Origin of the sequence: Dysgonomonas sp. BGC7, from assembly GCF_001261735.1 — a bacterium.
Classification (GTDB): domain Bacteria; phylum Bacteroidota; class Bacteroidia; order Bacteroidales; family Dysgonomonadaceae; genus Dysgonomonas.
This window is the reverse complement of sequence record NZ_CVRP01000006.1, coordinates 1-14454: the sequence shown is the minus strand read 5'-3', so window position 1 is coordinate 14454 and position 14454 is coordinate 1. Positions and strand designations below refer to the sequence as shown.

At 36.1% G+C, this 14454-nt stretch carries 8 protein-coding genes and 1 pseudogene; all 9 read right to left on the bottom strand.

Annotation, left to right across the window (positions count from 1 at the left end; translation table 11 throughout):
• Window positions 1-23 precede the first annotated feature (23 nt).
• Window positions 24-2243, bottom strand: a complete 2220-nt coding sequence (locus BGC7_RS03815; protein ID WP_050700247.1) for a DUF4838 domain-containing protein — start codon at window positions 2241-2243, stop codon at window positions 24-26.
• A 118-nt stretch (window positions 2244-2361) separates the two neighbouring features.
• Window positions 2362-3507, bottom strand: a complete 1146-nt coding sequence (locus tag BGC7_RS03810) for a DUF1735 and LamG domain-containing protein (RefSeq protein WP_050700246.1) — start codon at window positions 3505-3507, stop codon at window positions 2362-2364.
• A gap of 33 nt (window positions 3508-3540) precedes the next feature.
• A complete protein-coding gene (locus tag BGC7_RS03805) occupies window positions 3541-4680 on the bottom strand; it encodes a glycoside hydrolase family 18 (protein WP_050700245.1) in 1140 nt (379 codons plus the stop codon).
• A gap of 25 nt (window positions 4681-4705) precedes the next feature.
• The gene (locus tag BGC7_RS03800; protein WP_050700487.1) at window positions 4706-6277 is read right to left on the bottom strand and encodes a SusD/RagB family nutrient-binding outer membrane lipoprotein; all 1572 of its coding nucleotides are present in this window, start codon (window positions 6275-6277) and stop codon (window positions 4706-4708) included.
• A gap of 14 nt (window positions 6278-6291) precedes the next feature.
• Window positions 6292-9600: a SusC/RagA family TonB-linked outer membrane protein gene (locus BGC7_RS03795; protein WP_185112943.1), complete on the bottom strand. Its 3309-nt coding sequence runs from the start codon at window positions 9598-9600 to the stop codon at window positions 6292-6294.
• Window positions 9601-9803: 203 nt separating this feature from the next.
• Complete coding sequence (locus BGC7_RS03790) at window positions 9804-10757, bottom strand: FecR family protein (RefSeq protein WP_050700243.1); 954 nt, start codon at window positions 10755-10757, stop codon at window positions 9804-9806.
• 44 nt (window positions 10758-10801) lie between these two features.
• Complete coding sequence (locus BGC7_RS03785; RefSeq protein ID WP_050700242.1) at window positions 10802-11374, bottom strand: RNA polymerase sigma-70 factor; 573 nt, start codon at window positions 11372-11374, stop codon at window positions 10802-10804.
• 151 nt (window positions 11375-11525) lie between these two features.
• Window positions 11526-13700, bottom strand: a complete 2175-nt coding sequence (locus BGC7_RS03780; RefSeq protein WP_082206456.1) for a pectate lyase family protein — start codon at window positions 13698-13700, stop codon at window positions 11526-11528.
• A gap of 160 nt (window positions 13701-13860) precedes the next feature.
• Window positions 13861-14454 (bottom strand): annotated as a pseudogene (locus BGC7_RS03775) (UxaA family hydrolase); the annotation flags it as partial.

Here is a 14454-nt window from a genome sequence, read left to right as displayed (position 1 = left end):
TTGTTTTTGATTATATAAAAATACTATTTTACTACAATTTCGTCAATAAAGAACCAACATGGATGTCCTACACCGTAATGCCAGTGCGGACATGTTTTTGTTCCGGTAATATCAGCTTTTATATATCGGGCTTTCATTAGTTTTTCGCTTGTATATGTAATATCTACAAACTTTATTTTTACATCCCGATCTTCAGGGTTATCTAACGATTTCACTTCTTTAAAATCTACTCCATCATCAGATATTGAGTAGGTTACATTTGTAGGTTGAAGCACCCACGCACCAAGCTGATGTAAAAAATCTGTTTGGATAGTATTAAATTCTTTCTGCTCCCCTAAATCCAGAATGAAAGAACCATCAATACCTTCCCAGCCAACCCATCCTTCAACAAATGTTGCACCGCCATATAGTCCGTCCGTCAATGTATTTTTTCCGACTTCTGCATATTTTCCGGTAGGTGGTACTATATAAGATATTTTTCCTCCTCTGGATATGGTATTCTCTTCTTTTGGTATATATCGGCTTCTGTAAAGGTTGCAATATTCTATAGGAGAATTGTTACGTTCATTTAAGGTAGGAACATTGAATAACTTGACTCTTTGTTCAAATAGATCTAGCTTTTTTATTATATCTTCTACATCCATATTACTTTCCGAGCGGGCAATGTCCAATTCGGAATATTGGATAGGCAGACGAGACCTTTGTACTCTGGCTAGATAAGTGCTGTCATTTGCTACAGCCTGTTCAGCCTTGTCGAAAAGTATATTATAACGTCTCATTAGTTCAGGTTTTAGCATTCCGTACTTGTGAGAAACCGGCGAATCGTATATCCAAAGCCTTTGACCACTACCTATTAGAGCTCCTTCCATTATCTTTATATAGCGGTATAAGTATGGAGCAGCATCTCCATAATAGCCTTTTAGAAATACATTTTGCAGAGAGTCTGTGTCGGCTTGTGGGTTCCACATAAGTTTGGATACAAGCCAAGTGCGCATTTCAGCAAAATCACCTCCTAGATTACTTGCTATTTGCGAAAAATGCATTGTAGCATGATTTTTTTTGAAAAGGCGAATATTTTCTCTTAATATGTGGAAGTTTGGAAATGGAACTAGATAATTATCAAAGTTGATGCCATAATCCCAAACAAATATATTATCTGAAATTCGGCTCCAGCCTTCCATCGCTTTTACAAATTCTCTGCCCGAAGCATTTTCTGTTAATGTTACTTCGCGGTCGCAATCAATACTACAGAGCATGATGTTGACATTTGGCCGAGGTTTTACATGTTTTGGCGGTTTCATTGTATATAGATAGGCGAGGGTAGATATTTCTTTCTCAGGAAATCGATCAGCCAATTTATTTATGAAGTGTATAAGGCTTCCAGACAATGCCCCTTCATGTTCGTCTATCGCTTTACATTTTTCGCATTGGCAGTTAGTATAGTTTCCATCATTCTGGCTCACTGATATTATATGCTTTTGAGGGTTGGCCTTAAATATAGAATCGAGTTTAGCTGTTACTATTTCCAATACCTCAGGATTGGTCAAACACCACTGGCTAGCCTTCCCCGGATGACGTTTTCCATTAAAGAAAGAATAATATTCGGGATGCTCTTTTCCATATTTTTCAGATGGAAGTAGTCTGTCGAATGTATGTACCCAATAATCAGCAGCGAATACTTCGTCCGGACTTTCTAATCTGTTCCATAGTTTGTATATAGAGTCAGTCGCTAATGCATAATTCTGACTTTGTCTATATCTGAAAGCCGGATTTTCAGCTATGTCTATAGAAGGAAAAGTTATTGTTTTTTGAGGTTGAAAAGAATATTCATGTTCGCCCCAATATCCAACTCCTAAAAAGCGTTCGAGAAGGGTAACTACTCCATAGATAGAACCATTACCTCCTCCTGATACAATGTGTAATATACCATCTGAGTTAGTTATGCGAAATCCGTCTTCGGTCAAGTCTTTTGTAAATACAGATTTGTTCTGATTTTCATTACCAATTACAATATCACCTCTATTGGGAGTTATATTCTCTACTATATGTAGCTTAGTTCCACTTATACGTTGTAGAAAATCTTGTAATAATTCTGCTGCTTTCTTCTCAGGGATACTATTGGTTGTAATAATAATCCGCCCTTTTGGCTTTCCATTTTGTACAGTAGTTTGAGCATTTATATTTGATATACTTAGGCTCAGAAATACTAATATAAAAGAAAAAAGTTGCTTCTTATGTTTCATCTTTGTTATTAGATTATTTATACTTTTTATTGAAAAAGACAAAGAGAGCGGCGGAAGCCGCTCTCTTTAGACTTTAAAGTTACTTAGTTAACCTAAAAAGGTCAAATAAATCTTGTATTTATTGTTGATCGAAGCGAATATTGTGCTCCCATCCTTGTAATATTCCGCTACTAGCTACGGCATTATGTCCATTACCCGTAATATCAGAGAAACTACTGCCTTCACCTTCGTCCATTGGTATATATAGGATAAGATCCGGATTCTTTGGGTCAACAGAATAAATCATGTTGTTCTTTATTTGATTTTGCGTTATAGCTGTTTTCCATAGGCGTACCTGACTCATAGCACATCTATCAGGAAAATAAGTCGCACCACTTGAAATCATTTGTAAGAAATCGAAGCGTACAGCTCCTCCAATTGGAGCCGGAGGATCAAATTTAACGATTTCTTCTCCATTCTGGAATATTTTGAGTGTCGTTCCATCATATACGAAAGCCCAATGATACCACTTATTAGCAACGAGATTACTTGGTGTTTGTACTTGCCCTTTTAATGTTTTTATTTGTAGGTAGTTATATGGTTTATTTGCATCACCAAATCGAATATATATTTCATGGTCGCTACTTCCTGTGTTAAAAATTGCCTGATTGTTTTTACTGTATGCTGACATACGGGCCCAACATTCTAAGCTCCATTGTGAGGTAGTAATACCCCAGTTTGTTTCCGGGTCTGCTTTAACCATACCTCCATTAACACCCTTCATTATAGGAACAGAAACATTTAGTGGCTTTGATAATAGGTAGATGAATTTAGACATGGCAGCAGATTTTTCTATACTGCCTTTTACTACATTACCCAATTCTACTCCAAGTGCATATTGCTTTCCTTCAGTTTCAAAATCTTCAACGCTAATTTTATATACAGCACCTAGCTCTCCCGCTGGAATTACAACTTTTGCACCTGTAGGTAGTTGGAAGTTAGGAACAGGATGATATTCACTACTATTTTGTTCATTATAAGAATCGAGCAATGTAGGATTTAGTTTGATCTCTACTTCTACATCCGAATTTATTGCTTTTGCCAAACGTACATTTATATTTATATCTACTCCATTATCCATCGTTAAAGTTATAGACTTAGTGGATGATGCAGCATCAGACATATAAATGCTATTATCTTTTTCATCATATTCAGCATTATTGCATCCGGTAAACAGAATGCCTAGTAATGCGATATTAAAACATAATATATATATATATTTCATATTATTCTTTTTACAAGTTATCAATACAAATCTTTATGGTTGTTCAGATTCAGGTGCAGGATTCTGTCTTTCGTAGAAAGTCCTGTATATATTTGTGATTCCCTGACGCAGGAAATAATATTCAGGTGATCCATCATAGTCTCCTTTTCCTTTAGGGATGTAATCGAATCCGGAACGATATAAACCGCAGCCTCCAATTTGTTGATCAATTTCTTCTCCTTCATATTGAGCTTTATATATGTATCTTGACATATTCAAAAATCCACCTCCGGTATTAGCATATGATTCGAAGTTTTCTGTGATTATTGTTCTGCGCACAACTTCTGTCGCTGTGATTCTTCCGGCAGCAATGTGTTCACTCATATCTACAATTACTCCTGCCATACGGCTATTAGACATTCCTCCATAGGCTTGTAATACAAAATAATCAATATATTGCGATTCCCAATCTTTATCCATACGACCTCTGATTCCTATTTCTCCGTCAACAAGAAATAGTAATCCCGGCTTTGCCGGTTTTCTGCCATCTCGATCAGTCCTTTGAGAACCTAATCCAAACCAATAACCAAGTTCTTCAACAAAGATTGTCCTTTGTACTTTGTTTTTCCAGAGGTAAGCAGAGGATTCACCTCCTCCCTGAGGTTCATAATCCCAATCATATCCGTCATATCCCGAGGCGACTACTGCATCATAAATTGCTTCAGCATATTTCCTTATAGCCGGTCTAACTAGGGTTTCGTCACTACTGTTCCCTATATTATAGATATCATCCCAAGGCATGTCATCACCTACCTTTGCCGAGAATAAAGTTACTACAACCTTTGTTCCTTTTACTCTTTGCACATATTCCATATCAGCTTTGCGGTCTGCACTCAACTCAAATTTTGGATGTCCGCCCCAGTTAGATGCGATAGTTACGGAGTCGGGCAACCCTCTCAAACTATTCTCTCCGGTTGGAGATGTTCCTGTCCAGTTATCGAACCAGACAAATACCTGAGGTAGATTTGGTGTATTTTTCCAAGCTCTAAGTGCAGCATAATATTCATCGGTTTTTATTGTTGAATTCAAATCTGTATCATTAATAGATTTTTCTTCTGTCCAGTCACTGCATCCAGAGGAAAAAATGGATAATGCAATAAATAAAAACGATATATTTAAAATTCTTATTTTCATAATCTTCTATTTTTAAGGTATCTACTTATGGTTTTTTAGCCCACCAAAGATCAGTATTTGCCACATCATCTCCACCTAACATTTGTACTGCTTTTTTGACATTTTCACTGTTTCCTCTATACTGAGAGTCAGGAAAAGGTAGGCGTCTTGCCATACGGGAAGATGTATTGGTAACTGCTCCTATAAATCCGGCAGAACTTAGGTTGTCTTTGGCTGGAAATAGTTGAGGGAAACCGGTGCGACGATGATCGCTCCATGATTCCATGCCAAGAGGGAAGTTTGCCAGCCATTTCTGAGTTATAATTTTTTCCAATTTTGTGTTTTGTGTGGTGCCAAAATTATCCCAAGAAACGGTAATAGGATTACTTACTGTAATATTATTACCTGAGGCGGAGATATCTTTATATTCTTCTGGAGAAGTTGTTCCTGATAAATAGTTTCCTATAGAAACTTTGTGTTGTTCCATCGAAAGTTTTATTCCTTCTTCATAAAAAGCTTTAGCTTGCGAATCTCCTCCTGCTATCCATCCTTTTAAAGCAGCTTCTGCTTTAAGAAAAGCAGTTTCGGCAGCACAAAATACTAATAATGGAGATTGCGCATTAAAAGCTGGTTTTGAAAAATTAGAACCAGAATATACTGATTTGTCTATATCTTTTATACCCATACGTACACCTCTATAAGTAGAGCCGGTAGCCATTGTCATATATCCTGAGCGACGGGGATCCGTGTAACCATTCATGTATGCAGATAATGTTGCGCTTATAGCTAAATCTCCCCATGATACAGAAGCTTTATAATAAGGGTTGTCATCAGTAGGAATGAAAGCATTATCGACATTCGATACTATTGGGCCGGCTATTATAGCTTCTTCAATAGCTTTTTTTGCATATTCGGTATCTACAGCAGCAATGCGGATTGCCATCCTTAATTTTAATGAGTTGGCAAATTTGACCCATTTACTAAAATCACCTTTATATACATTATCATATTCGGCTAATGGACTTTCCTGACCTTGGCTACTTAATATGTAGCTATTCAAAACTTCTATACTATTGTTCAAATCAGCTATCATATTATGGTATACATCTTGTACATTATCATATTTTACTGCTTCAAAACCTGCTTCGGTTTGGGAATACGGAATAGGACCATAAATATCTGTGACACGGAGCATTGTCCCCACTCTTAATATATTCGCCCAGGCATATATGTAACCTTTGCTTTCTGTTACTCTTTTTACTTTGTTGTAATTGGAGTAAAAGTCAACCATAATTGTAGAGAACGAATAATCTACCCAGTTTGTAGAAGGGTTGAATGTCCCAAAATTTGTTCCTTGCCAATTATTGATGGTAACCATATACCCTCCATATTGTGCTCCAACCATCTGGTCTACCATTTGGTTTCGATTCTCTTGTGCATAGTGCATAGTGGATATCAATGTGGGGAAAAGCAGACCTAATATCTCTGCTTCGGTAAAGTCGTCTTCGGTTGGATCGGTCGGATGCAAATTTAGTTTATCATCTATACATGATGATAAGAGAATAGCAAATGAGAGAGCTATTGCCATTATCATTTCTTTCAGATTATATTGTTTCATTGTTTTCATTTCTTTTAGAATTGTAATTTAAGACTGAATCCTATATTTCTAAGACTTGGTTGCATAAAATAATCAACACCTGTATAGAATGTGCTTGAAGCTGATGCAACTAATTCAGGATCGAATGGAGCTTTACAATATAACATCGCAAGATTACTTCCGACAATTCCGACTGTTATACCAGCAATATTGTTCACCCATTTTCTTGGTAAAGTATATTCCATGCTTACTTCTTGTAGACGTATATTATCTGCTTTATATACATAATAGTCTGCTTTACCAGTACCCTCACCAACTACATTGAGAAAATCTTGAGTAGAGACTTGTCTTCCATTAATACTTACTCCTCCAGATTCACGTAATTGGGCACTATGTTCAGAGACTCCATAGCGGTCAAGTATTGCTTGTGTGTTAGAAACAACTAGGCCTCCAAATCGACCGGAAAGTAATACATTAAGGCTCACTCCTTTGTAAGAGAATGAATTGCGCCATCCCATATGGATTTTTGGTAATAGAGATCCTATTTTTTTATAATCCTCCGATTTGAGGCTAACCATAGAGGGTAATAGTGTTGCAGGATCTAAATAGATATAACCATTATTGTCTCGTTTGAAATCGGAAGTCATATATATATCACCCATTGTGCCTCCCTCTGTTAATCTTACTATTGGAGAACCAGAGCTTCCTAATACACCTGTATCATATTCTTTGATATTTGTCTCTTTCCCTTTTTTCCCTAAGATATCTTTTACTTTGTTTTTATTGTAAGTAAACGTATAATTGGAAGTCCAGGAGAATCCACTCCAACTATTATTATATCCTAGAGCTAATTCGATTCCTGTATTAGCGACACTACCAGCCTGTATATATTCTCCTTTATAACCACCACTTGTATCTACCATTCTTTTCAGAGTTTGGTTACGAGTGTCAGAATAATAATAAGTAGCATCTAAATTGAGGGATCCATTTAAGAATCTCATGTTAAGTCCAGCTTCAAAAGAATCTGTAATCTCAGGTTTTAATCTATAATTAGGAATTAATTCAGCTAATTTATATGAGTCGGTTTGTTCATCATAGTGGTAAAACTCTCTTGTTAGGTATGGATCATAAGAAGAACCTACAGAAGTAAATGAAAGACGTGCCTTTAGATAACTGAACCATTTAGGTAAACTTACGACTTCACTAATAAGTCCGGATAAACCGACTGAAGGATAAAGAAATGATCTTTCCTTTGATTCTGAATAAGCAAGAGCTGAATCCCAGTCGTTACGGCCGGTAAGAGTAAGGTATAAGAAATTTTTATATCCGATTTCTGCGTTTGCAAATATTGATTGGGTTTGACGTTTAAGGCCATCTTCATCTATTTTGAAAACACCGACAGCACGCCCCATATTCTCTGTCGAGAACCAATTTGTAGCTTTATTGAGATCACCTTCAATCATATTACTCTCCCAACGACGGTCTTTAATCGATGTACCTAAATTTATATCGAAAGAAAAATCAGATATATTTCTTTTTATTGTTGCCATTGCATCTGCATATACCTGTCTGTCATCTCTAAGTCCTAATCTATAGCGTCCTTTTTTCCCGGCGAATGTATTTAGTGTACCTGCATAACGTTTATCTGTATTTTTTACTGTAGAATTGTCGATGTTTACACGCCCTACTATATTTAGCCAATCTGTAATATTATATTGTAAACTAGCTGATAGCATATAGCGCTTTCTATTTGTTTCTCTGTTCATTCTGTTCATTATCCAATATGGATTTTGCAATGATAATCCCTGATCTCCATATGGCCAAAATTGAGTAGTTGCTCCTGTTGCAGGATCATCATGCTCATAGACCTGAACATCACTGAAGTCCTCGCCACGAGGAAAAAGATAGAGTGAAGGCAGCGGATTAAAGTATTGTCCCTGAGAAACCATGTTTTTATTATTTTGCAAAATATAATTTGCACTCGCATCCAGAACAAATTTATCATTCAGAAATGAGGTTGTATTGCGATAGGTAAAGTTATATCTGTCATAGTCATTGTTGGGGAGAATACCTGAAGCATTGTTGGCCGATACAGAGAAATAGCTTTGGCTTTTTTCACTTCCTGTAGAAAGAGAAACGGTATTTGCTACATTAGTTCCGGTATTGAAAAAGTTTTTAGGATCATATCTGTAATTATTCTGTTTTTCACCCCAACTTTTACTTTGTCCGGAGACATTCCCATATACATTTTGGAATTTTGGCATCTTTAACGGATCAGAGAAAGTAGTACTATTACTGTATGTAACAGTGGTTCTACCTGCCTTTCCTTTTTTTGTTGTAATAAGAACAACTCCGTTAGCACCTTCATAACCATAAAGAGCAGCAGCAGATGGCCCTGTCAAGACAGACATATTTTCTATATCGTCGGGATTGATATCTGCAATACTTTCCGTACCCGGCTGAGAAGATAGAGAACCCATTTCTGCACCACTATTTCCTGTAAAGTTGTTCATTGGAATACCATCTATTACATATAGCGCATTGTTGCTCAAAGAAATGGATTTAGCTCCGCGCATAACTACCTTAACGGCAGAACCCGGACCAGCAGCACTTGAGTTAATCTGAACACCTGCTACCTTACCGGCAAGAGAATTCATGAAGTTCGCATTTTTTACAGATGTTAGATCTTCATTTGTTATTTTCTGCACATTGTAGCTTAATGCTTTTTCTGCACGTTTGATTCCTAATGCCGTAACAACAACTTCATCTAATATTGTCGTGTTTTCGGTAAGAATAATACTAAAGGTTGAATTGGTTCCGACCTTTTTTTCTTGGTGGTTATATCCTACATAAGAAAATAAAAGAATATCGTCAGGCGATGCGTTGATACTAAAATTTCCATCTATATCGGTCATCGTACCAGTTGTAGTGCCTTTTATTGAAACACTGACTCCTATCAATGGTTCTCCTGCTCCATCCCGTATTGTTCCTATTATTTTTTTACTTTGTTGTAGGGAACTGTTCCCATCTTCAAAAGATTTATTTTTTTTGTTTGATAAAACAATGTGTGTGCCTTCCATAACGTAATTTATATCCGTTTTTTTAAGCACATCATTTAATAATTGAGAAACAGGCTTATTTTCAGCATCTACTGATACAACCTGTTTTACCTCTACCTGATTATTATAAATGAACAGATAATCGGTTTGTTTTTCTATTTCGGTTAGAAGTGTTTCTAACTGAACATTTTTTCTATTAATTGTGACCCTCGCATTTTGGGAGTATGAGTCTCCTGCATAAATAGAGAGTACCCCTAAAAAGAATAATAAAGTTGTGATTTTCATAATTCTAAAAAAATGTTTAATTTTTTTATTTTTCGGGTGTAAATGATCTTGAAAGACATTATTTTCCATAGATTTACGATGTTTTTAATTAATACGATCTAAAAAATTGTATTGACTCTTTAAGCCAATAAATGCTGCAACATTTATTGGCTTTTTTGTACTTTTTCATTTATTTCATAGGCATTAGATTTTTTTGAGGTTTTCTATTGGTTTATGTATATTATATGTTTTTCATTGTCTCGTTCGTAACTAAATTTCACGTCTCTTTGTAATACACGTAAGGCATAATCGACTCCATCTGTTACTCTGAACTTTCCTGTGAAAGTGAACTTATTAACCTTTGTGTTCTGTATCACAATTTTTACATCGTATATTTTTTCAAAAGATTTCATGATATTCTCAAAGGTTTCGTCTCTAAAACTTATAAATCCGTTTCGCCATTCATATTTGCTAAAATCTTCTATAATGGATACTTTTAATTCTCCATTCTCTAATGCGGATTTGTCTCTAGGACTTAGTATAACAGATTGCTGAGGGTTGTGCTGTAAATTTACTTTTACCTTGCCTTCCATCAAGGTTGTCTCGAATATGGTGTCGTCGGAATAAGCTAATACATCAAATTTTGTTCCCAAAGCTCTTACTTGTCCTATTTTTGTGTCTACAATAAATGGAACATCTTCATTTTTTACGACATCAAAATATGCTTGTCCGTCTAAGTATATGAGGCGTTTGTCGTTGTTGAATGTTATTGGATATTTTATTGTCGTTTTTGCGTTTAGCCAGATGTTAGTGCCATCAGGTAAGATAAGGTTTAATCTCTGTCCTGCCGGTACCGATATTGTTTGCATTGTATCTGAGATCTTTGATTCTGAGAAGTAGTACCATGTGCCCAATGCAGTTACCAGAAATACTGCTGCAATTTTTAGAAATTCTTTTAGATAATGTTTATTCTTATTTGAAGATATAATTCTTCTTTCAGGATAGGATTCAGCCTTTGTTTTATTCTCACTATTTAGAATAAAAGCATCATATATATTACGCTCTTCTAAAAATAGTCTTTCGTTATCTGGAGTTTCATTAATCCACTCTCGTAGAGCCATCTCTTCTTCCATAGAAGTTTGGCCTTCAAAAAATTTATATATTAATTTATAATTCATTTTATCTGTTATCTATATTAATAACAGATGAGAGAAGCATATCCCTAGTGGTTATTGTAAAGAAATAATATTAAAAAGATAAAAGTATAGTCTTTCAGATTCTTACGGAGTTGGGCAAGTGCCTTAGTAATATGAAACTCGACACCTTTTGTTGTTATTTGTAGAGCTTCTGCTATTTCTTTGTGAGACATATTTTTATATCTGCTCATTATAAAAACTTCTAATGTCTTTTCTGGTAGGGATGCAAGTGTATCATCTATTATCTTTTGTACTTCGGACGAAAATAGGGCTTCCGGATTACAGGCTTCCAATGTTGATATTTGCATATCTAATACCCAGTTGGAGTGAGCCTGTATATTGTCTAAAATTTCATTGTGTATTTTTTGTTGTTGGAGATAATTTAAGCATTTATTGCGTATAATAGTCAATACATATGCAGGGATATTCGAATTCTCTGATAAATTATTTCTATTTTCCCAGTAGGCAACAAAGGCTTCGGTAACTATATCTTCTGCAACAGTAATGTTTCGAACGTATGAGTTGGCAAAACGGACAAACCTCAGATTATAATCTGTGTATAATTGGTTGAAAAAATGTAACCCCAAGGATTCAGCCATACTGTAAAGGTATATTTGTATTGCCCACTTTATAAACAAAAGTACTAGAAAAAGAAAATAAAAAAAATAAAGTTCTCTAATTTAACAGAAAACGGGCTTCCTTAGATAGAAGCCCGTTTAATTTTATACCTTTATATCTTGTCTTTGTTTATTAATCCCCGAACAGATAAGCTATGCCATTTATCTTCAGATCGCTAAATATCGCTGTTGCTGTCTGGCTTGTACTGCCACTATTTACAACTAGCCCTACATATAGTTTATTCGGTAATTCAATGGTAAATGTTTTCGTCGATTCTTTACCATATGTTATTCCTCCATCAAGGGAATAGGATGAGTAATAATTGTTACCAACTCTTCTCAATTTCAAATATGTTTTTCCTCCCGAAGTTGTAGGTGTATCCAGTCCTCCTTTAGACGAATTGGCAACAGATATACGATGGGAATAGTTGAAGGCATTTCCTCCTTTGCCACTTAGTGCGTGCATGAAATCATTGCCTGTAGTAGTTATATCGGGAGTGAATAAAAGCCCGGCTTCCGACTGATTGGATGAGCTGGCTGTAGTGTAGTCGTCTAATGAAACAGTTATCTCAAAATCGCCTGTAATTTCTCTGTATACATAGCTAAACTCCTGTTTTCCACTTTCAAATTTACCTTTTCCTGTCATGGTAATGGCTTTCTTATCTGTCGATATGGAGTTCGTTCCATCTGCATCTCCTATATTCAACGCATACCAACCTCCACCAAGTTCCTTCCCCTCTTCTGGATCGGGGTCAGGAGTTGGATTTTCTCCTCCTCCTTCATTCCCTCCGGTTATATTTCCATTGTTTACATCTATAGGAGCTGTTTCGAAATTTGGAAGCTTTCCTACTCCTGCTCCGGATGGTACTATTTCATTTATTTTTTCCGAATCATCTAAGATATATTCATATTCAGGTTTGAAGTCATTAAAAATAAGAGGTGTGTTCAACTTTTCTCCGTTGTATGCAATATATTCTGTATTGACAAAAGGATATGGGTCAGATGAGTTCGAAGGCTTGTTGGTAAAGGTATTGTCTCTTTCATATAGATATCCGGCCTTACTCCCAGTGAGATTCGATACCCAACTACTCCCTGATTTTTTAGCAGGGAAGGTGCAAATATCTGTTGGTAAATGAACAGCATCGAAATTATTGTACTCTACAAGTACTTTTGCTTCATATGCACTACCTACTCCGTAGGTTGTAACTCCGTTATAGAAATTATTATAAACATGTACTTTTCCGAATCTTACTCTTGGATGTCTTGAGCTAGATTTATCGAAATAATTGTGATGGAAAGTGGCTGTAATAACAGCATCGGCAGTTGCACTGTTAGAGTGTCCGACTAAAGCTGTTTTCTGCGTTTTTATAAAATGATTCCATGATACGGTTACCTGTTTTGTTGCATGTGTAATATCGCAAGATCCATCTTCATAGTCCGAAGTTTGATTCATCGACTCGAAAGTACAATGGTCTATCCATACTTTGCTCGATGCTTGCATCGATATACCATCAGCTCCATTATCTGCCTTTGGCATTTTAATATATATGTTTCTTATAATTATATTGTTAGCTCCATTCAGGAAAAAACCAACATTTTCCATTTTGAAAGAGTTTGTTCCATAAATACTTATATTATTAGTTCTCTTTATGTCGAACCAAGGACTACTGGAATCTCTGCCATCTTCTTTAGTAAAAGTTCCACTAAGCCATACTATGGCAGGTTCTTCCGATTTGTTTTTCTCTCTTAATTTGAGCCATTCTGTAAACTTCTTCCCATTATCGAAATGATGAGTATTAGCTTCTGTTGCTCCTTGTCCCCCTGTAGTTCCTTCGGCGTATCCGTATAGTTTGTCTAACTCCACATTCCCTGTAATTGGCTTCTCTTCTTCTTTCTCCTCTCCTTCATCCGGACAGGCCTCAGTGGTTGGCTCGAGATATATCTCTGTTTTACTGCCTGAAATGAATGTTACTATGAGCTTATCATTTTCTTTGTTTATTCTATATCGTACACCATTGGAGGTAATAACATTATTTGAATAACTAAAAGAGGCCTTTTGAGAACAATCAATTGAAATATTCTTTTCCTCGATTTGCCAGAAATTGCCAATTTTACTCTCATCTTTAACAGGATTCTCTGTTGTTTTGTAGATAAGATAATCTGTTACTTTGTAGGTTCCTGTTAGTTCTTCTATCTGAATAAAATTAAGAGGATTTTCCTCTTCTTTAATCACCTCGTCATCTGAACATGAAAGAGCAAAGAAAACGATTAGCATTATTTGCAGAAAATGCCAGTTTAGATTTTTCATAATGGTATTAATTTACATGGTTTTAGCCTTATATATTTATTAGACAAGGCCTTAATGACTATGATTTTGTAATATTTTATTTAAGATTAAGGATGTAAAAAGGGATAGCAGAGGGCTATCCCTACTTGATGTGTATGTAAAATTTCTTCTTTTTTCTTTCTTATAGGGTTACCCCTGATTTGAATATAGCAATTTCTTTAAATCCTGTCTCCTCGTGTTTGAGATGCTTCCCGTTGCAAACTTCGACAGTGAAATTGATAAATTCGTCCAGAACCGTCTGCATACTTTTTCCTTCCAGCAGAGCCCCAGCATTAAAGTCTATCCAGTTTTTCTTGAAGTTGTAGAGTTTACTGTTTGTTGATATCTTCATCGTAGGCACAAATGCCCCAAACGGAGTTCCTCGCCCTGTTGTAAAGAGTACAATCTGGCATCCCGACATGGCCAGCGCCGAAGCCGCCACAAGGTCGTTTCCGGGAGCATTCAGCAGATTCAGCCCATGCTTGGTAACCGACTGTCCGTAGTCTAACACATCCACTACTTCAGAGTTTCCTCCTTTCTGAGTACAACCCAAAGATTTGTCTTCAAGAGTTGTTATTCCTCCTGCTTTGTTTCCCGGAGAAGGATTCTCATAAATAGGCTGGTCAAACTTTCGGAAGTAATGCTTGAAATTGTTGATCAGTAATACCGTATTGTCAAATACTTCTTTTGTTTCAGCCCTGTTCATTAGTATAGTCTCAGCACCGAACATTTCAGG

Coding starts and splice junctions, on each gene's coding strand:
- BGC7_RS03815 (WP_050700247.1), bottom strand. CDS start 2,243: ATGAAACATAAGAAGCAACTTTTTTCTTTTATATTAGTATTTCTGAGC.
- BGC7_RS03810 (WP_050700246.1), bottom strand. CDS start 3,507: ATGAAATATATATATATATTATGTTTTAATATCGCATTACTAGGCATT.
- BGC7_RS03805 (WP_050700245.1), bottom strand. CDS start 4,680: ATGAAAATAAGAATTTTAAATATATCGTTTTTATTTATTGCATTATCC.
- BGC7_RS03800 (WP_050700487.1), bottom strand. CDS start 6,277: ATGAAACAATATAATCTGAAAGAAATGATAATGGCAATAGCTCTCTCA.
- BGC7_RS03795 (WP_185112943.1), bottom strand. CDS start 9,600: ATGAAAATCACAACTTTATTATTCTTTTTAGGGGTACTCTCTATTTAT.
- BGC7_RS03790 (WP_050700243.1), bottom strand. CDS start 10,757: ATGAATTATAAATTAATATATAAATTTTTTGAAGGCCAAACTTCTATG.
- BGC7_RS03785 (WP_050700242.1), bottom strand. CDS start 11,374: ATGGCTGAATCCTTGGGGTTACATTTTTTCAACCAATTATACACAGAT.
- BGC7_RS03780 (WP_082206456.1), bottom strand. CDS start 13,700: ATGAAAAATCTAAACTGGCATTTTCTGCAAATAATGCTAATCGTTTTC.